Source organism: Aequorivita sp. IT1282 (genome assembly GCF_058068205.1).
In genome coordinates, this window is record NZ_JBYRHR010000003.1 from 448563 (window position 1) to 472544 (window position 23982).

16 protein-coding genes are annotated in these 23982 nt (G+C 37.2%); 7 read left to right on the forward strand and 9 right to left on the reverse strand.

Translation table 11 applies throughout. From position 1 onward, the window contains the following. Positions 1-23 precede the first annotated feature (23 nt). The 4 genes from uvrA to AC3RVG_RS09020 all read right to left on the reverse strand — a co-directional run bounded on the left by uvrA (position 24) and on the right by AC3RVG_RS09020 (position 6562). The gene (gene uvrA / locus AC3RVG_RS09005; protein ID WP_489691123.1) at positions 24-2885 is read right to left on the reverse strand and encodes an excinuclease ABC subunit UvrA; all 2862 of its coding nucleotides are present in this window, start codon (positions 2883-2885) and stop codon (positions 24-26) included. A 93-nt stretch (positions 2886-2978) separates the two neighbouring features. After that, positions 2979-3920, reverse strand: coding sequence for a hypothetical protein (locus AC3RVG_RS09010; protein WP_489691124.1), 942 nt, complete (start codon positions 3918-3920; stop codon positions 2979-2981). 348 nt (positions 3921-4268) lie between these two features. Beyond that, a complete protein-coding gene (gene ggt, locus AC3RVG_RS09015; RefSeq protein ID WP_489691125.1) occupies positions 4269-5981 on the reverse strand; it encodes a gamma-glutamyltransferase in 1713 nt (570 codons plus the stop codon). Continuing rightward, positions 5978-6562, reverse strand: a complete 585-nt coding sequence (locus AC3RVG_RS09020) for an acyl carrier protein phosphodiesterase (RefSeq protein WP_489691126.1) — start codon at positions 6560-6562, stop codon at positions 5978-5980. Before AC3RVG_RS09020 ends, ggt begins: the two co-directional genes overlap by 4 nt. 39 nt (positions 6563-6601) lie before the next feature. On the opposite strand from AC3RVG_RS09020, the gene AC3RVG_RS09025 reads away from it, so the two are divergent. Continuing rightward, a complete protein-coding gene (locus AC3RVG_RS09025; RefSeq protein ID WP_489691127.1) occupies positions 6602-7672 on the forward strand; it encodes an acyltransferase family protein in 1071 nt (356 codons plus the stop codon). Between the two features lie 133 nt (positions 7673-7805). Then, on the forward strand, positions 7806-9194 hold the full coding sequence (gene glmM, locus AC3RVG_RS09030) for a phosphoglucosamine mutase (RefSeq protein WP_489691128.1): 1389 nt from the start codon (positions 7806-7808) through the stop codon (positions 9192-9194). A 126-nt stretch (positions 9195-9320) separates the two neighbouring features. Here the strand turns inward: glmM and AC3RVG_RS09035 are convergent, their stop codons facing one another. From AC3RVG_RS09035 to AC3RVG_RS09045, 3 genes are all read right to left on the reverse strand, one after another. Continuing rightward, the gene (locus AC3RVG_RS09035) at positions 9321-9788 is read right to left on the reverse strand and encodes a GNAT family N-acetyltransferase (protein ID WP_489691129.1); all 468 of its coding nucleotides are present in this window, start codon (positions 9786-9788) and stop codon (positions 9321-9323) included. A 79-nt stretch (positions 9789-9867) separates the two neighbouring features. Then, positions 9868-10332, reverse strand: coding sequence for a YIP1 family protein (locus tag AC3RVG_RS09040; protein WP_489691210.1), 465 nt, complete (start codon positions 10330-10332; stop codon positions 9868-9870). A gap of 551 nt (positions 10333-10883) precedes the next feature. Next, complete coding sequence (locus AC3RVG_RS09045; RefSeq protein WP_489691130.1) at positions 10884-11762, reverse strand: lysophospholipid acyltransferase family protein; 879 nt, start codon at positions 11760-11762, stop codon at positions 10884-10886. A gap of 175 nt (positions 11763-11937) precedes the next feature. Here AC3RVG_RS09045 and AC3RVG_RS09050 point away from each other — a divergent pair, with 175 nt between their 5' ends. The 3 genes from AC3RVG_RS09050 (at position 11938) to AC3RVG_RS09060 (ending at position 13903) form a co-directional block, all read left to right on the forward strand. Then, positions 11938-12294, forward strand: coding sequence for a four helix bundle protein (locus AC3RVG_RS09050; protein ID WP_489691131.1), 357 nt, complete (start codon positions 11938-11940; stop codon positions 12292-12294). 125 nt (positions 12295-12419) lie between these two features. Next, positions 12420-13070 (forward strand): rhomboid family intramembrane serine protease, encoded by a 651-nt coding sequence (locus AC3RVG_RS09055; protein WP_489691132.1) that lies wholly within the window; start codon positions 12420-12422, stop codon positions 13068-13070. 146 nt (positions 13071-13216) lie between these two features. Further along, the gene (locus AC3RVG_RS09060; protein WP_489691133.1) at positions 13217-13903 is read left to right on the forward strand and encodes an SIMPL domain-containing protein; all 687 of its coding nucleotides are present in this window, start codon (positions 13217-13219) and stop codon (positions 13901-13903) included. A gap of 234 nt (positions 13904-14137) precedes the next feature. Here the strand turns inward: AC3RVG_RS09060 and AC3RVG_RS09065 are convergent, their stop codons facing one another. Then, positions 14138-15250 carry a redoxin domain-containing protein gene (locus AC3RVG_RS09065; protein ID WP_489691134.1) on the reverse strand — a complete coding sequence of 371 codons (1113 nt, stop codon included), beginning with the start codon at positions 15248-15250 and terminating at the stop codon, positions 14138-14140. A gap of 163 nt (positions 15251-15413) precedes the next feature. On the opposite strand from AC3RVG_RS09065, the gene AC3RVG_RS09070 reads away from it, so the two are divergent. Continuing rightward, the gene (locus tag AC3RVG_RS09070) at positions 15414-17753 is read left to right on the forward strand and encodes a GAF domain-containing protein (RefSeq protein WP_489691135.1); all 2340 of its coding nucleotides are present in this window, start codon (positions 15414-15416) and stop codon (positions 17751-17753) included. 1312 nt (positions 17754-19065) lie between these two features. Here AC3RVG_RS09070 and AC3RVG_RS09075 read toward each other — a convergent pair. Beyond that, entirely contained in the window at positions 19066-20250 is a 1185-nt protein-coding gene (locus AC3RVG_RS09075; protein WP_489691136.1) for a Pycsar system effector family protein, read from the reverse strand. A 52-nt stretch (positions 20251-20302) separates the two neighbouring features. Here AC3RVG_RS09075 and AC3RVG_RS09080 point away from each other — a divergent pair, with 52 nt between their 5' ends. Further along, positions 20303-23980, forward strand: coding sequence for a phosphoesterase (locus AC3RVG_RS09080; RefSeq protein ID WP_489691137.1), 3678 nt, complete (start codon positions 20303-20305; stop codon positions 23978-23980). Positions 23981-23982: the final 2 nt, after the last annotated feature.

Below are 23982 nucleotides of genomic sequence, written 5' to 3' on the forward strand. Positions count from 1 at the left end.
TGAATTTTGAATATCGATAGTCGCTAAAGTAATTCTTTTTTAAGGAATTTTGCTGTATAGCTTTTTTTGTCTTCAGCCACTTCTTCGGGCGTTCCCAGTGCCATAACTTTCCCACCTTGTCTTCCGCCTTCGGGACCAATATCTATTATATAATCTACCGTTTTAATTACGTCTAGGTTATGTTCAATTATTAAAACAGTATTTCCTTTTTCTACTAATTTATTCAGCACAATCATCAACACACGAATGTCTTCAAAGTGAAGTCCCGTAGTGGGTTCATCCAAAATATAAAACGTATTCCCAGTATCGCGCTTGGAAAGTTCTGTTGCCAGTTTTATACGCTGTGCTTCCCCACCCGAAAGTGTTGTTGACTGCTGGCCAAGGGTTATATAACCTAAGCCCACGTCTTTTATTGTTTTTACTTTTCTGTGTATCTTCGGAATATTTTCGAAAAATTCTGAAGCCTCGTTAATGGTCATTGCCAAAACATCGTAAATCGATTTTCCTTTATATCGAATTTCTAAAGTTTCGCGGTTAAAACGTTTGCCCTGGCAGGTTTCGCACTCCACATAAACATCGGGTAGAAAATTCATTTCAATAACACGTAAACCAGCACCTTTGCAGGTCTCACAACGTCCGCCAGCTACGTTAAAACTAAATCTGCCCGGCTTATAACCTCTAATCAAAGATTCGGAAGTTTTAGCGAATAGATTTCGAACTTCCGAAAAAACGCCCGTATAAGTCGCTGGATTGCTTCGTGGCGTTCTTCCAATTGGCGATTGGTTAATGTCTATTACTTTGTCTAGATTATCAAGCCCTAAAATCTTTTTATAGGGCATCGGTTTTTTCACCCCATTGAAAAAATGTGCATTCATAATAGGATAAAGGGTTTCGTTGATGAGCGTCGATTTTCCGCTGCCTGAAACGCCTGTAACGCCTATCATTTTTCCCAACGGAAATTTTACCGTTACGTTCTTTAAATTATTCCCTGTAGCACCTTTTAACGTCAAAGTTTTGCCGTTTCCTTTTCTGCGTACCTTCGGAATTTCTATAGTTTTCGTTCCATTTAAGTAGTCTGCAGTAAGCGTGTGGTGCTTTTTTATTTCGTCTGGCGTGCCTTCAGAAACAATTTCGCCTCCATGCCTTCCAGCAGCTGGGCCAATGTCTATCACATAATCGGCGCTCTCAATCATATCTTTGTCGTGCTCCACAACAATTACCGAATTGCCTATTTCTCGTAATTGCTTAAGTGAATTAATCAACCGCTCATTATCGCGTTGATGCAAACCAATACTGGGCTCGTCTAATATGTAAAGCACGCCCACCAACTGCGAACCAATTTGTGTGGCTAAACGAATTCGTTGCGCTTCACCACCAGAAAGTGACTTCGAACTGCGGTCCAAAGCCAAATAAGTTAATCCCACATCTACCAAAAACTGAAGTCTTGAACGCACTTCTTTTATGATTTCTGAAGCAATTTTTAGTTGAGTTTCACCAAGGTGTTTTTCAAGATTTTTAAACCATTCAGCCAGTTCCACTACGTCCATATGGGCGAGCTCGGCTATGTTTTTTCCATTCACTTTAAAGAAAAGCGATTCTTTGCGAAGTCGTGTTCCGTTACACTCCGGACACGGAATTTTATCCATATATTCCTTCGCCCATCGTTTTAATGAAGTGGTTTCGCTGGCGTCGAAAGTATTTTGGATAAAGGTAGCAACACCTTCAAAATCTATTTTATAGCTTCGAGTAATTCCAAGTGCTTTCGATTCAATATCGAATTTTTCATTTCCGCCGAAAAAGATAACATCTTTTGCTTCCTGCGGAATTTTTTCGAACGGGTCGCTCAATTTAAAATTGAAACGCTCTGCAATTAATTCAAGTTGCTTAAATACCCAATTATTTTTCTGAGGCCCATGTGCTGCCAAAGCGCCTTGCTTAATAGAAAGTTTTGGGTTAGGCACTAATTTATTCAAATTTACCTCGTACAATTTCCCCAGTCCTTTGCAATGCGGGCACATTCCTTTTGGAGAGTTAAAAGAAAAATTATTCGGCTCAGGATTTGGATATGAAATCCCAGAACTCGGGCACATCAACGAACGACTAAAATAACGCGCTTCATTTGTATCATTATCCAAAACCATCAAAATATCTTCACCGTGATACATTGCTGTATTTATGGTTTCAGAAAGTCTTTTATGGTTATCATTTACTTCACCCTCGGCAGCCTTGGCTATGGTGGGCGAAGGAATTTTTAAGCGATCTATTACAATTTCAATATCATGAGTTTTGTAACGATCGGTTTTCATACCTTGTACAATATCGCGCACTTCGCCGTCCACGCGTACTTTCAAGAAACCTTGTTTGGCAATTTGTTCAAAAAGTTCGCGATAATGACCCTTTCTGGAACGAATTACTGGCGCAAGTATGCTAACTTTTTTCTCTGCGTATTCTTCTAAAATAAGTTGCTTTATCTGCTCATCGTTATAACTCACCATTTTTTGGCCTGTGTTATAACTGTATGCATCGCTGGCTCGGGCATAAAAAAGGCGAAGAAAATCGTAAATTTCGGTAATGGTACCAACTGTAGAGCGCGGACTTTTACTCGTAGTTTTCTGCTCAATGGCAATAACGGGGGAGAGGCCTTCAATTATATCTACATCGGGACGTTCCAAACTTCCCAAAAACTGTCTGGCATATGCAGAGAACGTTTCAATATAACGGCGTTGCCCTTCAGCGTAAATAGTATCAAACGCCAAAGAGGATTTTCCGCTGCCGGAAAGCCCTGTAATTACTACTAATTTTTCTCTCGGAATACGAACGTCAATGTTCTTTAAGTTGTGGACGCGCGCGCCCAAAACTTCTATAAAATCCTCATTTTTCGACATAGCTCGCAAAGGTACTCAATTGAACCGAAATTAAAGAACGCATGCGCTTTGACGGATGTTAATTTTTGCTCAAATTATTGTTCGCTTATAAACCTAGGAATTCACTTCTTTTGAGAGGAAAATATGAAAGGTTATAGAAATAAAAAATATGGTACTCAGAACAATAGAGTAACCTAAGATTATAAAGAAAACGGAGAAATTTAGCATTAAATAAGTCATCGGAAAGAGCACTCCGAATATAATTAACAGCACAAAAACAGTGTACAAATAATAGATTAATTGAGGCGTTTTTCGGGTTAATTCTCTCTGAAAATGGAAAAGCGTTGGCACTACCTCCTTGGTTAAATATTCCCATAGTTTAGCAAAGAATACTTCGTTAAACGATGATTTTTCAAAAACGTCGTTATCAATTGTATTTGCCAGCGTAAGTATTTTTTCTTGATGGCGATCCGTTACTGCTTTTAAATTGAGTAATTCCCTGTAATCACCAAATTTATACCCAAAGGCATACCACAATCCCGAACCGCATTTGTGTTTAACCCATTTTTGAACTATGTCGCTCTCGTAAAAAACGGGGTATTCTATTGTTTCCCGAACTTGGATGTCTTTGGGCTTGGTCATTAAAAGCGCTTTTGCTTCCAAATAAAGATTTTCAGTTTTGCTAAAACGTGACGTTTCTTCTAGAAAGTCTATTGCTAGTTTTGATTTTCCGTTGTAAAATTCTTTCACATCAAAATAGGAAAGATTAGTAAACTCCTTTTCCATATAATCCTTCAGCCCAGGAAGCCAAAGATTTGAATTCACCAAAATCTCGGCAATCGACCGGAAATTGTGCATCTTTTGGGTAGTCTTGCTTATTTTCTCGGTTAGTTTAGCTTTTCTATTTTTTTGAGTCATTGCAGAAGTTGCTAAAAAAACCATCAATATTGCCGCTAAAAACCCACTGATTCCTATAAAAATAGAAGTCATCCTTCTTAGTTGTTCGGTAAAGCCTAGTGTATTTTCATACTTATCGTAAAGTAGAATTATTAGCACAATGCAAATAATTATACTTATAATAAACGCGAAAGTAGAATACCACTTTTTGAGTAAGTGTTTTATCCTCATAGATTTATTTGACAGGGGCTTATCATTTAATTATGCTGAGATTGTAATAGAAGAAATTTTACTGTAATAAAATTTTTTATAGGTTTAAAATGATTCGTATTTCGACTCAATATTATAAAGTAGGTTATAATAAAAGTCGTTAGTTTTTTAATTAAGAAGGATCAGTTTAAACAGCCAATTCTTCTTAAGGCCTCAAAACTAGTCTTTTTTAAAGTCGAATTAATTTATATTCGACGTAATGCACTTTTTTTTTGTAAAACATGAAGAAATTCATATTTAATACCCTATGGCGGTATCGTCACCTCGGCTGTCCGCACCGCCTTCAAGTTTGCCATTTGGTAAGATCAAAATAGCGTCTACGGCGCCAATTTGGGGCAGTATTTCGGAGTTGGAAGAATATCCTTTCGTTTTTAGTTCCGTTATAATTTCTGGAGAAAAACCATTTTCTTCAACTAAAATTACATCTGGCATCCATTGATGGTGAAAACGCGGCGCATTTACAGCTTCCTGCATATTCATATCAAATTCATAAACATTCAAAAATGTTTGCAATACAGATGTTATAATCGTGGAACCGCCGGGAGTACCTAAAATCATTAATAATTTGCCGTCTTTTTCAACAATGGTGGGCGTCATAGAACTTAGCATTCTTTTCTGTGGCTCAATGGCGTTGGCTTCACCACCAATTAAGCCAAACATATTTGGCGATCCGGGCTTGGCGCTAAAGTCGTCCATTTCATTGTTTAAAAAGAAACCAAGCTCCGATATATAAAGTTTGGAACCATAAGAACCATTAAGAGTTGTGGTAACAGAAACTGCATTCCCAGATTTATCTACTATGGAATAATGCGTGGTTTCCATACTTTCATTGCTAGTTATTTTTCCAGGTTTAATTTCTTCAGAAGGAGTTGCTTTTTCAAATGAAAAATTCTTCATCCTTTCTGTAAGATATGTTTTAGACAGCAACGAATCTCCCGGAATATCCACAAAATCAGGATCGCCTAAATATTCGCTTCTATCGGCATAAGCTCGCTTTTCGGCCTCCACCAAGACTTGCATATATTTTAATGAATTATGCCCGTATTCAGCAATTGGAAACGGTTCAATCATTTGTAAAATCTGCGAAAGACAAATTCCGCCACTAGACGGTGGCGCCATAGATATAAGCTTCACATCTTTATATTTAAAAACTAGGGGCTCGCGCCAAACAGCTTCGTAAGCATCTAAATCTTTTTGAGTGATTATCCCGCCTTTTTTCTTCAGAAAATCAACCATCTTTTTCCCAGTTTCCCCAGCATAAAATTCGGCTCTACCATTTTTCGCAATTCTGGATAAAGTATTTGCCAGCGATGTGTTTTTTAAAGTATCCCCCGCATTGTAAACCTCAGTAAAAATGGAAGATTCGCCATTTATTTTTTTAAATTGCTCTTTGTATTCATCAAAACGCGCCTTTTGTTTTGCCGTAATTACGTATCCTTTGTTAGCAAGTTCAATTACTGGTTTAAGAAGTATTTCCATAGGAAGCGAGCCAAATTTTTCGTGAACCGCGAAAATACCTGCAATGCTGCCAGGAACGCCAACTGCCAAGGCGCCGTCGGTACTTTTTTCTGGCAAGTAATTTCCGTCTTTGTCTAAATACATATCTCTTGTTGCCGCCAGCGGAGCTTTTTCACGAAAATCTAAAGTGCCGATTTCGCCAAATTCAGTTCTATAAACCATAAATCCGCCACCACCAAGATTACCCGCGTTGGGGTGTGTAAGGGCCAAAGCCATTTGTGTAGCTATCATTGCATCAAAAGCATTACCGCCACTTTTTAAAATTTCTAAACCAATTTTTGAGGCTTCGGCACGTGCGGAAACTACCATTGCACTATCGGCAATTACGGCTTTTACTTCAACTTTTGGAGCTACTTCTTGAGTTTCTGCTTGTGGCTTTTCTTTGCAAGAAACCAACATCAGTACAAGCAAGAAAGAAATATATAGTTTCATAATTCTATAAGTTTTTGGTTGGAATGGGCAATTAATTCTTCAAAAAAGGAAGTGAATTCAGCTTCAAATTCGTCATAAAATTCTTCGAGCTCTGCCACGGCTAAATTCATTTTTGAAATTCCTTTGGTGCGTACATTCATCTGTGCTAAAATCTTGCCTATACCTTCAACGGTGGCGTAACTTAGCAGCCAATTATCAGCTATCATATAAGGCATCATACGTTGAATACGCGCGGGTAGAATGGTGAAGTTTTTCCGAAGCAATTCATAAAAATCTTGTACATATTCATCTAATGGTTGATCTGAATATTTGCTCCAGTTTTTCGCTAAAAAATGATCGTATAATATATCCACTATAACGCCGCTATAATGACTATAATTTTTGTGAAGCCGCGCGGTGCTTTGATGAACAGTGGGGTGGGCATCGGTAAATGTATCGATAGCGCGATGCAGCAATATACCTTTTGCTATTTGCGGCGGGTATTTTTCATAGCGTTTGCCTTTAATGCCGTCTGCTATAAAGTTACCAATTATAATGCTTTCATCCCCGCCAGAGAGATAGATGTGGGCTAAAAAATTCATTCAATAAATATATGTATTTTTGAACTGTAAAACTGAAATTTGAACAGGTTACCCAATTTAGATCCTTTACGGTTTTTTCTAGCTTCCTTAGTGTTGCTTTTTCACTTACCCCAACTTTCTGCGAATCAGGGTTTGCCTTATTTTGATGGGCTTCCCGTTTTTCACCGTGGGTTGGAGGCGGTGTACATGTTTTTTACATTGAGCGGTTTCTTGATAATTCGGTTAATCTATCGCGCCAAAATCCGCTGCGCTTTTTCCATAAAAGATTTTTATATCAGGCGCATACTGCGAATCTTTCCGCTTTACTATCTGGTTTTGGGCTTCGGCTTGCTATTTTACAATGTTCTTTTACCCTATTTAAACATACCTTTTGAAATTAATTACACTTGGAAAGAAGCCTTTCTTTACAATGTTTTCTTTCTTCCGAACGTCTTCGCAGTAGTTTACGAACCCGGCGGAATCTTAGAAATACTGTGGTCTATCGGCATCGAAGAGCAGTTCTATCTCTTAATTGCACCTTTGCTATTTTTTATGAATACGAAATGGATTCTGCGTGTTTTAAGCGTTTTGCTATTAGGTTATTTCATCCTTTATTGGTCCGATGTTTTTATAGCGCTTCGCAAATTTACATTTGTGTTTTATTACCTCTTTGCAGGTGGGGTGATTGCAATTCTCGAAGAGAAGAAAAAGCTCGAATTTTTAAAACGTTCAGCAATCTTTCCATTGCTAATTTGCGTCGCAACTTTACTATTATTTGTGACAGATATATTCCATTTTGAAACACTTTGGCTTACATCTTTATTTACTTGTTTGCTTTTTGGTTTCTTCATTCATTCGCTAGCCTTTAATAATAGGGGAGTAGCGGTGAATAACAAAATGTTGAATCACTTCGGAAGTATTTCTTATGGTATTTATATGTACCACGCCATTGTTTTAAACGCCGTGGTATTTTTGTTTCTCAAAATAGAAATGCTCCAAAATCTAAACGGAAATTTGATTATAATTTTAATGTACCTGCTTACCTTCGCAGGCACGCTATTAATAGCGCATATTTCGTATACATACTTTGAACTGTACTTTTTAAAATTGAAAAATAAATTCAGAAAATGACATTTTGAAATACGAAATACGAAATACGAAATACGAAATGTGAAATACGAAATACGAAATACGAAATGTGAAATACGAAATGTGAAATTAGAAATATAAAATATCCAATACAATTAACCATTAACAGCAAAAAATGACACTTATTAAATCTATATCGGGCATCCGCGGAACTATTGGCGGGGCACAAAGCGAAAACTTAACTCCAATTGATGCAGTAAAATACGCCGCCGCTTATGGCAGCTGGGTGAAATTGCAACGCGAAAAAGAAAACTACAAAGTTGTCGTGGGTCGCGATGCTAGAATTTCGGGCGAAATGATTCAGCAACTTGTAATGAATACTTTAGTTGGGATGGGGATTACCGTAATTGATTTAAACCTTTCAACCACTCCAACGGTCGAAATGGCTGTAACCATGGAGCACGCCGACGGTGGAATTATACTTACTGCCAGCCACAATCCAAAACAGTGGAACGCCCTAAAATTGCTAAATAATAAAGGTGAATTTTTAAATTCTGCCGCCGGACAACAAATTCTCGATATTGCCGAAGCCGGAAATATTTTGTTTGCAGATGTGGACAGTTTAGGCGAAATTCACAAAAACGATGCATATATCGATTTACATATTGATGAAATTTTAGAGTTGCCATTGGTAAATGCCGAAGCCATTAAAAGCTGCGACTTCAAAGTGGTAGTAGACGCCGTAAATTCTACAGGCGGAATCGCAGTGCCATTGCTTTTAGAAGCTTTGGGCGTTGAAACTATAAAATTGCATTGCACCCCAAACGGTGAATTTCCACATAATCCCGAGCCTTTAAAAGAACACTTAGGCGATTTGATGCAAATGGTGGTTGAAGAAAATGCAGACTTCGGAATTGTGGTCGATCCAGATGTAGATCGCCTCGCTTTTGTAGATGAAAATGGCGAAATGTTTGGCGAAGAATATACGCTAGTAGCTGTGGCTGATTATGTGTTGCAAAACAATCCGGGGAACACAGTAAGCAATATGTCGTCTTCACGAGCTTTGCGCGACCTAACCGAAAAACATGGCGGAACTTACACTGCTAGTGCCGTTGGCGAAGTAAACGTAGTTAAAAAAATGAAAGAAACCAATGCCGTAATTGGTGGTGAAGGAAACGGCGGTATTATATACCCAGAGTTGCATTACGGTCGCGATAGTCTAGTGGGAATAGCTTTGTTTTTAAGTTTTTTGGCCGAAGAAAAAATCGCTGTTAGCGAACTTCGAAAAAAATACACCGCTTATTTTATGAGCAAAAAGAAAATTGAACTTACGCCAAAATTAGACGTTGATGCAATTTTAAAAGCAATGGAGGCAAAGTATGCCTCTGAAGATATAAACACCATTGACGGCGTAAAAATAGACTTCGCAGAAAACTGGGTTCACCTCAGAAAATCAAACACAGAACCGATTATCCGTATTTATACTGAAGCAAAAAGCCAAGAAGAGGCAGATACTTTAGCAGATAAAATTATTGGGGAAATAAAGGAAATAGCGGGAATCTAAATTTCTCTAAATATCTAGTTGCGTGTTTGTGATTGCATTTTTTCCTAGGAGGATTAAGCGTTGCAAACACGCAATTGCATTTAGAAGTAGCCTGAATACCCTTGTTTTTTAATTTTTAATAAGGGGTTAAAAAAGGTGTTTCTCCATTTTAATATCAGCTCTTTCATAAAGACCTTTTTCAACGGCTACTTCCTTAAAACCGTATTTTTTGTAAAGGTGAATTGCTGCCTGCAATTTGCTGTTAGTATATAAAATTAAGGTTTTAATCTTTTTTTCTTTTGCTACGTTTAAGCAACGTTCAAGTAAGATTGTTCCAATTTTGTGGCCCTGCGCACTTTCAGTAACCCCCATTTTTCCTATTTCAAAAAGAGTATCATTTTTCTTTAATAAAGAAGCTGTACCCACAATTTCATCATTAAGTGTGGCATAAAATATAAAACCGCCTTGATCAATTATTTGCTCTTTTGGGTTTGATAGCGATTCAATATCGCCCGGCTCCAACTGAAAATACTTTTCAAGCCATTCGTAATTAAGTTTCTTAATGGGGTCTTTAAGCTCGTTGGTAAAATCTATTATAGCTACTTTCTTGTCCATAATATAATAACAGTTTTTATGGGTTTTTTGCTGGGTTTAACTTATTTAATTATTACGGAGCTAAAATAGTTTATATGCTCTATCCAATTAAATAAAAGCAATATACTAAAACCCCTATTTTAAATATAACAAAAGGAGATATGTTTAATATAGCTTTTTTAATACCATAGTCGTTAAACTTTAGCAATCCTTGAAGAAGAATTTTTAATGAAAAAAACCAACCGAGAAAAAGAATGAAGTTGCTTGAATATGCATTGTTATAATCGTGAACAAAAAAGTCAGTAATATTTAAAACGCCAACAATAACAACTCCAATAACTGTTGGAAGAATTGAATATGCATAAAGCGAAAATATCTCTATATAATTACTTTTTCCTTCCATCCATTTTCCTATTTTATATAGAATGTAAGAAAATAACATTCCCATCAAAATAGATAACAACACCGTCATAACAAGGTAAAATAAGTTTAGATAAAATCCAACATTGTTGTCTTGCTCATTAAAATCTAGTATGAAATTAACTACGCCATAAATACAAAAGATTTAAACCTTTCTTAGTGTAAAATAAAGTGAGTAATAATGATTTCATATTGTTTTGTCAACTTGTATACAAGGACTGATCAAGCCATTATGTATTAGTGTGTTTCAATCTAATGTAAATTTCTATTATTTAATTGGCTACAACTTCTTATATCCCAAAATTAACCACAATTAAACGAAAGCCTATACAGCTTATCCCAAGTTTTTAATCGTGTTTCTACGGTAAGTATAATTTATTTTCCCAAAGCAAAAACCCAAGAAGAGGCAGGTACTTTGACAGATAGAATTATTGAGGAGATTAAAGAAATAATAGGGTAGGTCCCCTAAATTCCGATGGGGGAACTGATTCGGCTTCGTTTTTCAACTTTCTAATTTCTAATTTCCGATTTCCCATTTCGCTCTCTAAAATTCACTCCGTCACCTTTGCTCACAACTTAAAACGTCCTACGTATACTGTCTAAAATCTCACGTCTCACCTCTCACGTCTACTGTCTCACCTCTCACGTCTACTGTCTCACGTCTCACCACTCACCTCTCACCTCTCATTCACATTTCTAGGAGGCTTGATTTCTAAGCTTCCACCGTTTATGCGACCATAAATAATACTCAGGTTTCTCGTGAATCTGTTCTTCCAAGGCATCAAAAAACATACGTGTAATCTGAAAATCGGGGAGTTGTTTTGGTTCGTCCACTAGAGGAACAAAAGTGGCGGTGTAGTAGCCACGCTTCACTTTTTCAACTTTAAGATATATTACAGCGAAGTCTAGTTTTTTAGCTAATTCCTCAGTGCCGGTAAACATCGGTACGTCAATGCCCATAAAGGTATCCCGATGTTTAAAAGCACCAATTTTTGGCGTTTGATCTGAAAGTATATAGGTTAATGTTTTGGTTCCTTTTTTCCACTTTCTAAAAAGGACGGGCACAATTTTTTTATTGCTTACTATAATAGCGCCAAAGTGCTCCCGCGTCTTTTTCACCATCGTATCAAATTGTTTGCTGCCCAAAGGTTTGTACACGGCGTGCGCTTGATGCTGCATTAGCTTATTTAAAATACCACTCCATTCCCAGTTGCCGTAATGACCAGCCATTAGTAAAATACTCCGATCGTTTTTGTAATACGGATCCAGTATTTCGGCATTGGTAACTACAAACCGTTTTCTTATTTCCTTTTCCGAAATAGTAAACGCTTTCACCGTTTCAAAAATAATATCGCAGAGATGTTTAAAGAATTCACGCGCTATTCGGTTTCGCTCTTTTTGTGTTTTTTCAGGAAAAACTAATGCTAAGTTGTTTTTCACAACTTTTTTGCGATAACCCACCACGTAATACACTAATAAAAACAAGGCAGTCGACTTGATATATAAAATGCGCATCGGTAAGATGGAAAGCAGCCAAAGAATTGGATATGCTAGTATATAAAGCAATCTTTGCATAGGAAATGTTCGTGCAAAACTACTTAAATTATTCTTTGAAATTTGAAATTAGAAATACGAAATACGAAATGGGAAGTTTTAAATAGTAACTGCGAAGTTTAAAATTAAAAGGAATGAGACACTATTTTGAAATTAATATAATAATTTTAAAAGTAGTAACCTTAAGATTTAGATTATGAGTGTCGAACTAAAACAAAGAACCCAAAAATTTGCATTGGATTGTTGGCACCTGTGCGCCAAAATCCCTAATTCAAGAGAGTACAATGCGTATGTTCATCAATTAATTAAAAGCTCCAGCTCTGTGGGCGCCAATTATCGTGCAGCCTTAAGAGGAAAATCACCTCGCGATTTTATAAATAAATTGAAGATAGTTGAAGAAGAAGCCGATGAAAGTGCGTACTGGCTAGAAATGTTTACACACATTTTAAATGAAAATCAAGATTCTTTAAAAAGATTAAACAAAGAAGCCAACGAACTTGTAGCAATCACCGTAGCTTCCATAAAAACAGCTAGAAAGAACCAAAACCAATAAGCCATGTCCTTATTTTATAGTTTCTAATTTTCTATTTTTGCATTTCAAATTTCGATTTTCGTTTTTCGTATTTCAAATTTCGTTTTTCCCATTTCGTATTTCAAACTTTTAACCTCTACTTTCAAATGCTAAACATAGACATAGCCACCATAATCATCATTGCAGCCAACGTAATTATTTCAATTAAAGGCTTTAATGATTTTTCATTCTTCGAAAAATATAAATTCAACATTGCTGGTATTCGGCGAGGGGAGCAGATACGAATGTTTAGCTCCGCTTTTTTACACGCCGACTTTTCGCATTTGCTATTCAATATGCTAACACTTTACTTTTTTGCGCCTGTTGTAATTATGAGCGTGGGAGTTACATATTTTGTAATAATTTATGTAGCCAGTTTAATTGTCGGAAACCTACTTTCGTTCTATTTTCATAAAGATGAATATCACTACAGCGCAATAGGGGCAAGTGGTGCGGTGATGGGGGTATTATATTCTGCCATATTGTTTTTCCCTAATATGGGGCTATATATGTTCTTTATTCCAATAGCCATTCCTGCTTGGCTTTTCGGAATGGCATATTTGTTGTATTCCATCTACGGAATGAAAAAAAGATTGGGGAATGTTGGTCACGATGCCCACGTTGGCGGTGCTGTTGGCGGTTATGTGCTAACACTACTTTTTGCACCCTACCTATTCGAAACCAGTCTGTGGATTGTTGTTTTACTGGCTATTCCGTTAATTCTTTTATTCGTTCTACATAAATTAGGTAAGCTGTAAACGAAACAGGAACTATTAGACTTGAAAACCCACAACCGAAAACCGAAAACCCACAACCGAGAACTGACAACCCACAACCCACAACCCACAACTGACAACCGACAACCGAAAACCCACAACAGATAACAGTTAACAGAAAAAAAAACATGAAAACACTAAAAACCCTTTTAATCCTAGCAATTACCACCACAGCTGTTATGGCTCAAAACACTTTACCACCACCAACAATCGATGTTACGGGCGAAGGGATTGTTCGAGTTGTGCCAGATGAAGTTACTATCAACATTCGCGTTGAAAACACTGGTGAAAACACCAAAATGCTAAAAGAACAAAATGACGCGACTATCAGCGAAGTTCTAAAGTTTTTAAAGAAAATGGATATTGCCGATAAAGATGTGAGAACCGAATTTATGAACTTGAGCAAAAATTATGATTACAATAGTAAGACCTACACCTTTGCTGCCAATCAATCACTTTCAGTGAAGTTACGCGATTTAAAAAAGTATGAAGCTGTCATGAAGGGGCTAATAGATACAGGAATTAACCGAATAGACGGCGTAAACTTTTCCTCTTCAAAAGAAGAAACTTTAAAAAGCGAAGCTCGTAAAAAAGCAGTAGAAAATGCACAAATGAAAGCCAAGGAATACGCCTCTGTGCTAAACCAAAGTGTTGGGAAAGCTGTTTCTATAAGCGAGTTTAACCAGTCCTCTGGACCAAGCCCAATGTATAAAATGGCAATGATGGATTCTTCCTCCGGCGGTGGCGAACAAACCATCTCTCTAGGCGAAATGGAAATTAGAACTTCTGTAAACGTTAGCTTTCTTCTGAACTAAGTAAATGAGTTTAAAAGTTTAGACGAAATAAAAGAAAATATTACATAAAAAAGCCTCAGATCCATATTGAATCCGAGGCTTTTTTTTAATTTCGTCTTTCGTCTTTCGTCTTTCGTCTTTCGTCTTTCGTCTTTCGTCTTTCGTCTTTCGTCTTTCGTCTCACGTCTAACGTCGTTCGTATTTCCCCTTTCGTATTTCCCCTTTCGTATTTCGTCTTTCGTTTTTCGTCTAAACTTACTCTCCCAACAAAGTAGCAATCTTTGCTTCCAAAGCTGCACCGCGAAGGTCTTTGTCTATTATTATACCATTTTCATCAAGCAAATAGGTAGCAGGAATTGCACGTACGTTGTACTGTTGTGCAATTGGATCTTGCCAAAACTGTAAGTTAGAAACGTGGAACCAATCCATTTTATCATCACTGATAGCTTGTATCCACTTGTCTTTTTGTTCTGCTTTGTCAAGAGAAACACTAATAATATTCAAACCTTTATCGTGATATTTATTGTAAACTTTCACAACATTCGGGTTTTCAATTCTACAAGGTTTACACCAAGAGGCCCAAAAGTCGATAATTGTGTATTTTCCCAATGCATCTTTTAAAGACAACATTTCGCCCGTTGGTGTTGGAGCACTAAAATTAGGTGCTGCGCTGCCAACATCGGCTTTCTTCAAACTTTCAAGATTGGTGTTTAATTCCTGAACTATAACATTCGAAGTTAACTTTTCATCCATCTTCTCAATAAATGCTGAGGCTTCAGCTGGAGTAAGCTCTTTTCTGCTAACCATTTCAGAAATAAGCATTGCTGCAAAGAGCGTGTTGTTATTCTCTTTTAAAAATTTCTTTTTATATTCAGTTTCTTCACCAACAATATTTAAGTTTTGGCTCTGAATAGCTGCAATTGTAGCAGTATCGTTAGCAAGTCTCGCTTCGCGAAAATTCTCCATGCTTTCTTGTTTTCTGTTGTTGAAAGTAGTCATCTTATCAACAAACGCACTATAAGCCTCGTTTTGCTTACCTCCAATTATGCGCGACGCCTGAATGCTATCCTTATAAATGGTAGCTTTCATATCCTCATTTTCTGGAAAAAACAATACAGAACCCTGAATTTCATTAATTCTCAAAAAGTTCAAAGTCGAAATGTCGCTTTTCGGATAAGTTTTAGAAAATTTACCCGCAGTAACGGTAATAGTATCAAGTACCTTTGGTTGTCGGCTCTCTAAAGTGTAAACATATATTTCCGTTCCATCAGCAAATCCCACAGCATCTCCTTCCAGCGTATAGCTGTCAGAGTCATTGTTACAGGATATTAATGATAGAGTTAAAAGTGAAGCCAAAATTAGTCTCATAAAAAAGTATTTTAAAATTTGGGCAAAAGTAGCAGTTTATTCTCTCAATGTGCGAAAGGAGCAGTATTTTTGTTATTTATTAACATATTGCCGACCTATTAACCATTACTTTTATACCATTATGTTAAAAGATCCAACGATAGCGGAAAAGAGACCTTTTCCGATGAAAATAAAAATAGGCTTCAAAAACGTTTTTGATGCCTATCGCGATATTTCGCCCGAAAATACAACCGATAGAATTTATGCTGAAGAAATACTTTCGATCGAAAAAAAATATCCCGCTTTGTCCTCAGGAATTTCTGAGTTTGCGAAGCTTTCAAAATATAAAGAACAAATAAGCATACTTTTAGGTCCTTTGTTTCCTTCTATTTTAACAGATAATGAAATAAAATTTGCAACCATTCCATTTCAAGAGGTGGCTTTTAAAAGCACCCGTCGCTATCAGAATATTATAAAAGCTGCCGGTGATGAATTTTCTCTCGACATCTCAAATTTTGATGACGATCAGTTTTATATAATGGGTTGCAGCATTATTCTGAATGCATATTATGGTAAAAAAGTAGATTTTAGAAGGTCTTATTATTACAACATTCCAGATGAACGGGGAATGATGAAAAATTATAGACTCCTTTATAATGCAGATTTTGTTGATATCCAAAAAACTTCAAAAGCTAAAGATATTACTGAAGAAGATATTAACGAACTTTTAGAAAGCTTCGAAGATATTGCTATTTGGAAAGAAAAGTTTCCGCTTGAAAGCTGGACGTTTAATGGGTTTGTAATTGCAACACTTACAGATGTAACCCTAAATGTTTCTATTTCAGATTTTAAAACGAATCTTCTTCGCCTAGAAAAAAATGGCGGATTTGAAAATACAGAGTTCAGTCGTATTTTTCGTTCTATATTCGACCTAAAAGATTTGATGGTTGGTTTTACAAATTATAACGAAGAAGCCGAATCTTTTGAACGTAATCTATTCAAAGAAATTAAGAGTTTCATCCTCAACGACAAAAAATCTCAGTTGAGTAAAGATGCACTTTGCAGTGCTTCCTATTATAAACTTTTTAAGCAAAAAGAGTTCTACTGTGTTACCGATGCCGAGCGTTACCATAAATTATATCCAGAAAATATACTTTATAAAAAAATGATGGAGCAGGGAATGAGGAGCTCCATTTTTGCGTCTATTGTTTTCAACGATAAAATCTTGGGAGTCTTAGAACTGGTTTCACCCAATGCAAACGATTTAAATACAATTAACGCCAATAAGTTGCGCGACATTATGCCTTTTTTAATAGACTCCGTAGTGCGTTCTAAGCAAAACCTAGAGAACGAACTGGAGCTTATTATCCAAGATGAATGTACCTCTATTCATACGAGTGTACACTGGAAATTCCGTCAAGAAGCAAAGCGTTATTTAAATGCTGTAAATGAAGGAAATCCGAATATTTTTAAAGAAATTGTTTTTCAAGATATTTATCCTTTATACGGACAAACAGATATTAAAGGCTCTTCAGATGCGCGAAATGAAGCCACCAAAGAAGATTTATTACTTCAACTAACGTATATAGACGAGCTTTTAAAGAAGCTAGCCAAACAAAGCTCTTTGCCCATTTTTGAGCAAATGAAATTTAGCATCGTTAGTTTTTCAAAAGAAATTAAGGAAAACCTTCAAGTTGATACAGAGCGGAAGATTATGAATTTTATTTCTTCGGAAATCATTCCGCTGTTTAAATATATTAGGCAACATAACGATACACATAGAGAATGGGTAGACGAATATTATAAACTAATTGACACTACCACCGGTTTCGTTTATAAATTCCGCAGAGATTACGACGAGTCTGTAATGCATATCAATAAAAGGCTTGCAGCCGTTTTAGACAGAAAACAACAAGATGCTCAGAAAATGTATCCGCATTATTTTGAACGTTTTAAAACGGATGGGGTAGAACACAATATGTACATTGGCGAAGCAATTACTAAGGAGAGAACTTTCAACCTAATATATCTAAAAAACCTTAAGTTGTGGCAGCTACAAGTAATGTGCGAAATGGAAAACACTTTTTACCGTTTCAAAGATTCTTTGCCTATAAAACTGGACGTTGCCTCAATGATTTTAGCGTTTAATGGTTCGCTATCGCTTCGTTTTCGTATGGACGAAAAACGTTTTGATGTAGATGGCACTTACAATGCACGTTATGAAGTGGTGAAAAAACGTGTGGACAAAGCACACATAAAAGGCACCGAAGAAAGAATAACGGAACCAGGCAAAATTGTAATCGTTTATTCCCAAAAAGAAGACGAAGAAGAATATCTAAAATACATTCACTTTTTACAGGACCAAAATATGCTTGGGGAAGATGTAGAACTTTTAGATCTTGAAGATCTGCAAGGTGTAACAGGCCTTAAGGCTTTACGTGTAAAAATACTTTATAGTAAAAGCAACGACACCGTAAAGGAATATTACACCTACGACGATTTAATTTCGGAACTGGAAGATTAAATAAAACGCTCGTTACTAGTTTTCAATATTAAATACAACTACCCTCAGCTTTAAAGTCCCCAATCCCAAAGGGGAGTAGTGCCGTATTTAATTATGTACATATGGTTTTCGATTTCGAACTCGTTTTCAGTTTCGATTTCAATTTCGCTTTCCCAACCAAAAACATCCCCCCCGACCCCCCCTTCAAAGGGGGGAGTAGTAATACGTCTTCGATATTAGCTTTTCGTTTTCCCAAATGGTTCTCTCGATACAAATTTTAGCTCCGCTTCGCTAACTAAAATACGTTCCGAACTTCAAATTGAAGTTACCATCAAGTCGTGTTTCCCTTCAGTCGTGGTTCGTGGTTCCCTTCGTCCTCCAAAGCTATTTCAGCGTAGGAGGATCGTGGTTCCCTTCAATCTAAAATCTCCAATCGTCGTGGCTCGTGATTCCATTTTATCAATCCCGAATCCCAGCAATATCTCAGGGTGAGCAGCCTGTCCTGAGCACAGTTCCAATGTCAGGGTGAGCAGCCCGTCCTGAGCGTAGACGAAGGGCAGTCGAACCCCCTTCTTTACCCGAATGTTGTATTAAGATAAATGTCAGGCTAAGCGCAGTACTACTGTCAGGGTGAGCAGACCGACCTGAGCACATTTCCAATGTCAGGGTGAGCGCAGTCGAACCCCCTCGTATAGCAGTATATAGAATAAATCCCAACCCCAAAGGGGAGTAGCGACGTATTTAATTATGTACATATCGTTTTCGATTTCGATTTTAATTTCGTTTTCAATTTCGTTTTCCCAACCAAAAACATCCCCCCCGCCCCCCCCCTTCAAAGGGGGGAGTAGCAATTCGTCTTCGATATTAGCTTTTCGTTTTCCCAAATGGTTCTCTCGATACAAATTTTAGCTCCGCTTCGCTAGCTAAAATACGTTCCGAACTTCAAATTGAAGTTACCATCAAGTCGTGATTCCCTTCAGTCGTGGTTCCCTTCGTCCTCCAAAGCTATTTCAGCGTAGGAGGATCGTGGTTCCCTTCAATCTAAAATCTCCAATCGTCGTGGCTCGTGATTCCATTTTATCAATCCCGAATTCCAAAAAAAAATTGAGCCGTCAGAATTTAACTTCTGATCAACTCAATTTTTATAATTTTCCTACGTCCTACGTCCTACGTCCTACGTCCTACGTCCTACTTCCTACTTCCTACGTCCTACGTCCTACGTCCTACGTCCTACGTCCTACTTCCTACGTCCTACGTCCTACGTCCTACGTCCTACGTCCTACGTCCTACGTCCTACGTCCTACCTCTAATATCTCACATCTCAAGACTAAAATCACATCTCCAGATAAAAGAAAACTGCGAAAGAAATTAACGAAATAATAGTGCCCGCCACAAATATGGTATAGGTTAATCGCAAGATTCTATATTTTCTATCTAGTACTTGTCCAAGAAAATACAAATCCTTTGTAAGCGACTTATAAACGTAATCTCTATCTTTTAAAAGCTCTTCAATTGCCCACTCATACTCATTAAGTTCCATTTTATGGAAATTTCCGAAGAACGTTAAATTTACAGCTTGATTAGCTACATCTTCTCTGGTAAATTCACCTCTGGTAACATTTGGACGGGTAGCAATAACTGCCAAAATCATTGTGATTGCACTAAAAAGAATAAAAATTGCTGTCGGAATTATTAAATAGTTGTTATTATCTAGCTTAGAGATTAGGTTGGAAAGTACTAACGAAATAATAATTGCATTTACAGAGAGCATAATGTTTGCCTTTGTATCGGCAATATCACTAAGTTTCATGTGGTTCCTCAAGGCTGTTCTATAAAAAGTTTGAATACCACGATCTGGGCTGTCATTTTTATACTGCGCTTTTAACTTTGCTTTTACGCGCTCACTCTGCACTTTTTCTTTTCTTTTCTTACGCGATTTTAAAAGTTTAGCGAGATTTTCTTCCTTTACTGGTTGCCACTTTTTTAAAGCATAATCTGTATAAAATTGGTGGTCTTCAACAAGAACCTTTATATTTTCATCCTGCCATTCTTTGGAAGTGTAATTATGTACTTTCTGAAATAGAAATTCTTGTCTCAAAAACTCACTAGCTTCGGTAAAATAGTCTTTCCCAAAATGTGAACTATCTGCATCGCGAATTGCTTTTTCTAGCGCAGTATCTGGTACAGTATTCTTAAATTTTGTGGCTCGTATACACTTGGTTACGCCCTCAATTATATCGGCTTCTACACCCTGTTCTTTTAAAAAATCAGTTGCTATTTGCACACCCTCCTCCTCGTGGTTTTCACGCTTAACTATATAGCCTGTATCATGGAGCAAAGCCGCCAATCGCAGTATGGTAGCATCTTTAACATCAAATTGTGAATTTTCAATAATTTCGTTTATACTTTTATAAACACGTTTTGAATGAGTATAATTGTGATAAACGAAAGTATTCGGAAGCTTATCTTTAAACAATTGAAAGATAAAATTATCAGTAGCTTCAACTATATTGCTCATATTAGTTATTTAGGTATCCAAAGTAGTAAAAATTCAATCCACATAAATAGATATGAATAAAATTAACATCATTATAACTTTTATCGCTGGCCTACTCCTCTCGGCTTGTGCAACCTACCAACCACTATATAGAAATGCTGACAATACTTCCCCCAAAAGTATTGCTACAGCAAATGTAGATAAAACCTTCTACCTCATAGGAAATGCTGGAAATAAAGGCGACGAACTTTCAAAATCCGTAAAATCTCTTCAGAAATATATATCAGACAACAATTCAAAAGATAGCTACGTGCTATTTTTAGGAAATAGTTTCTACCCTTCCGGTATGCCAGCCAAAGATGAAAAGGCAGCAAAACAGGCCGAAAAAACAATGCAACAGCAAATTGATGCCCTTAAAGATTTCAAGGGCAAAGTAGTTGTACTGCCAGGAAACCGCGATTGGAAAGGTGGCGTTGACGGCTTAGAGCTTGAAGAAGATTTTCTTAAATCGAAGTTTAAAGATGCCGATGTATTGCAACCCAATAATGGCTGCCCACTGGAGAGTATTGATATAAATAACGATGTGCATTTAATTGCCTTGGATACACAATGGTTTTTGGAAGATTGGGATGATAACCCAAAAATGAACGATAAATGCGAAATTAAAACCCGCGCAAAACTCTTTTTAGAAATTGAAGGCGAACTAAAGAAAAACGCCACCAAAACTATCGTTTTTGCAATGTACCATCCACTACTTACCTACGGCGAACACGGCGGTAAATACCCACTAATACACAAAGATTTTTTCAGCACCTTTATTAAGCCAGTAAAAACATTAGGCGCAATCTCTAAACAAGACCGCTATAATGAAGCCATTAAAGATTTAATGGGCAGGCTAAAAGTGCTTACCAAAGATATTGATCGCTTGGTTTTCGTTTCTGGTCAAGATGAATCTATGCAGTATATTGAAGACGGCTCCGTAAAACAAATTGTGGCAGGTTCTGGCTCTGGCGCTACGGCTGCTTCCCTTGGGCAATTCGGGCAATTTGCTTATGGCCATCAAGGCTTTGCAAAATTAGATGTAACAAAAGCAGGCGCTTCCCAAGTTCAGTTTTTTAAAGCTGAAGATGATGGCACCTATAAAATGATGTTTCAAAAAGAAATATATCCCGCTTTAGGTGGTTACGACTATGCAACGCTTACCCAAAATTTTCCAGAAACCTATAAATCACAAGTTTATACTGAAGAACTAATCAACAAATCTGGCTTTTATAAATCCCTTTGGGGAGATCATTATAGAGATATTTACGGTACCGAAGTTACCGCTAAAACAGTGCTTTTAGACACGCTATACGGCGGTTTGAAAGTAATGCGCGCTGGTGGTGGGCACCAAACACGCTCGCTTAGGTTAGAAGATAAAGATGGACGCACTTATAATATGCGTGCCTTAAAAAAGAGTGCTGTGCAATTTCTTCAAACCGTAATTATTAAGGATAAGGAAATTGAAAACGATTTTTTAAATACCATCCCAGAAGAATTAATCCTAGATTTCTATACCGCTGCACACCCTTATGGCGCCTTTACCATCCCTAAATTAGCAGAGGCGGCAGGTATTCTGCACACAAATCCTAAGCTGTATTATGTGCCAAAACAAATGGCACTAGGTAGTTTTAATGAAGAATATGGAGATGAACTTTATATGATCGTAGAACGCCCCGATGAAACCTTCACTGGAGAAGTTTTTGATTTTCCAGACGATATGGAAAGCTCAGACGGCCTACTTGAAAAACTTAGAGAAGACGAAAAATACAAACTCAACGAGAAAGCTTTTGTACGCGCAAGAGTTTTCGATATGTTGGTGGGCGACTGGGACCGTCATGCAGACCAATGGCGTTTTACAGAACATAAAAACGACGACGGTTCAAGAACCTACGATCCTATCCCAAGAGATCGCGACCAAGTTTATTCCAACTTCGACGGTGCGCTTTTAGATATTGCACGAACTTTATTTAACACAGCCCATCAATTTCAAGTTTATGACGAAGAAGTAAAACATACCAAGGGGCTTAACTTAGCTGGTATAAAACTAGATCACGCTTTAATACAACGTGTTGGAGAAGAAACTTGGCTTGAGGAAGCGCAATTTATTCAAAAAAATATAACCGATGAAGTAATAGAAAGTGCTTTCAAAGATCTTCCAATTGAAGTTCAAGATGAGACTGCTTCTCAAATAATGCAGAAACTAAAAGGAAGACGCGATAATATTGTAAAAATTGCCGAAGAATATTACGAGCATCTCGCCAAACTGCAGACCGTCACCGGAACAGATAAAGACGATTACTTCGAAATTACCCGCTTACCAGAAGGGAAAACCAATATTAAAACCTACCGCATAAAAAATGGAGAAAAGGGTTATTTAATGATGGATCGCACTTATGATGCAAAAGAAACTAAACAAATTTGGGTGTATGGCCTAGACGATGACGATGTGTTCGAAGTAAAAGGCAAAGGAAACAAACCTATTTTTATTCGCCTAATCGGAGGGCAAAATAACGATACCTATAAAATAGCTAACGGTCTAAAAGTGAAGGTTTACGATCAAAAAAGCAAAAAGAATACAGTTGAAGAAAAAGGCGGCGCGAGCATTCGGTTTACCGATAATTATGACTTCAATACCTACGATTACAAAAAAGAAATCAAAACTGTAAATCTTTTTCTCCCAACTATAGGGTTCAATCCAGACGACGGTTTTAAAATAGGGCCATCTTATGTTCTAACGCAGTATGGTTTTAAAAGAAATCCATTTTCACAACAACACAGCATCGGTTTAGGGTATTATTCTTCAACCAATAGTTTTGAACTGAATTACCAAGGTGAATTTGCAAACATCTTCGGCAGTTGGAATTTCCTATTGGGTGGTCATTTTAAAAACCCTAATTTCTCCGAAAACTACTTTGGCTTCGGCAACGAAACTATAAACCCAGATTATGAATCAGATCTTGGTTTAGAATACAACCGTGTACGCATTGGTGGTTACGGTGGTTCAATCGGTATAAAAAAGGATTCCCCTTACGGCAGTATGTTTCAGCTTAAAGCCATTTTTCAAGGCATAGAAGTAGAAGGTACTTCAGATAGATATATTTCCCAAGTAATTCCAAGCCCAACAGAACTAGACGAAACTAAATATTTTGTTACTGCTGAAGGTACTTACCAATATGAAAGCTACGACAATAAAGTAAACCCAACCCGAGGAATGGATTTTAGCCTTGTGGCGGGTGGAACACAAAATATAGACGAGAGCGATAATGTGTTTGGTTATGTAAAACCTAGACTAACTTTCTACAGTGCACTAAGCCATAATAGAAAGTTAGTTTTAAAAACCGACTTCCGTGGGCAATTTAATGTTGGTAATAACTTCGAGTTCTATCAAGGTGCACAATTAGGTGGAGATACAGGACTTCGTGCCTATCGCGATGAACGCTTTACTGGAAAAAGTGCCGCAGTTGCTGGCGCAGATATTAGATATAGCTTCAACAAATTTAAAACTGTTTTGTTGCCAATACAGATTGGTGTATTTGGTGGTTACGATGTGGGAAGAGTATGGGTTCCTAATGATACTTCAGATGTATTACACAGCTCCTACGGTGGTGGTTTTTGGGTAAACACTGCCGATTTATTAAGCGGTACGTTTAATGTTTTTACAGGCGACGAAGGGATGCGCTTCACTTTTGGTTTAGCGTTTTCAATGTAACT

Excerpts from the sequence above, each read along its gene's own strand:
- uvrA (WP_489691123.1), bottom strand. The coding sequence starts at position 2,885 with ATGTCGAAAAATGAGGATTTTATAGAAGTTTTGGGCGCGCGCGTCCAC.
- ggt (WP_489691125.1), bottom strand. The coding sequence starts at position 5,981 with ATGAAACTATATATTTCTTTCTTGCTTGTACTGATGTTGGTTTCTTGC.
- AC3RVG_RS09020 (WP_489691126.1), bottom strand. The coding sequence starts at position 6,562 with ATGAATTTTTTAGCCCACATCTATCTCTCTGGCGGGGATGAAAGCATT.
- glmM (WP_489691128.1), top strand. The coding sequence starts at position 7,806 with ATGACACTTATTAAATCTATATCGGGCATCCGCGGAACTATTGGCGGG.
- AC3RVG_RS09035 (WP_489691129.1), bottom strand. The coding sequence starts at position 9,788 with ATGGACAAGAAAGTAGCTATAATAGATTTTACCAACGAGCTTAAAGAC.
- AC3RVG_RS09045 (WP_489691130.1), bottom strand. The coding sequence starts at position 11,762 with ATGCAAAGATTGCTTTATATACTAGCATATCCAATTCTTTGGCTGCTT.
- AC3RVG_RS09050 (WP_489691131.1), top strand. The coding sequence starts at position 11,938 with ATGAGTGTCGAACTAAAACAAAGAACCCAAAAATTTGCATTGGATTGT.
- AC3RVG_RS09055 (WP_489691132.1), top strand. The coding sequence starts at position 12,420 with ATGCTAAACATAGACATAGCCACCATAATCATCATTGCAGCCAACGTA.
- AC3RVG_RS09060 (WP_489691133.1), top strand. The coding sequence starts at position 13,217 with ATGAAAACACTAAAAACCCTTTTAATCCTAGCAATTACCACCACAGCT.
- AC3RVG_RS09065 (WP_489691134.1), bottom strand. The coding sequence starts at position 15,250 with ATGAGACTAATTTTGGCTTCACTTTTAACTCTATCATTAATATCCTGT.
- AC3RVG_RS09070 (WP_489691135.1), top strand. The coding sequence starts at position 15,414 with ATGAAAATAAAAATAGGCTTCAAAAACGTTTTTGATGCCTATCGCGAT.
- AC3RVG_RS09075 (WP_489691136.1), bottom strand. The coding sequence starts at position 20,250 with ATGAGCAATATAGTTGAAGCTACTGATAATTTTATCTTTCAATTGTTT.
- AC3RVG_RS09080 (WP_489691137.1), top strand. The coding sequence starts at position 20,303 with ATGAATAAAATTAACATCATTATAACTTTTATCGCTGGCCTACTCCTC.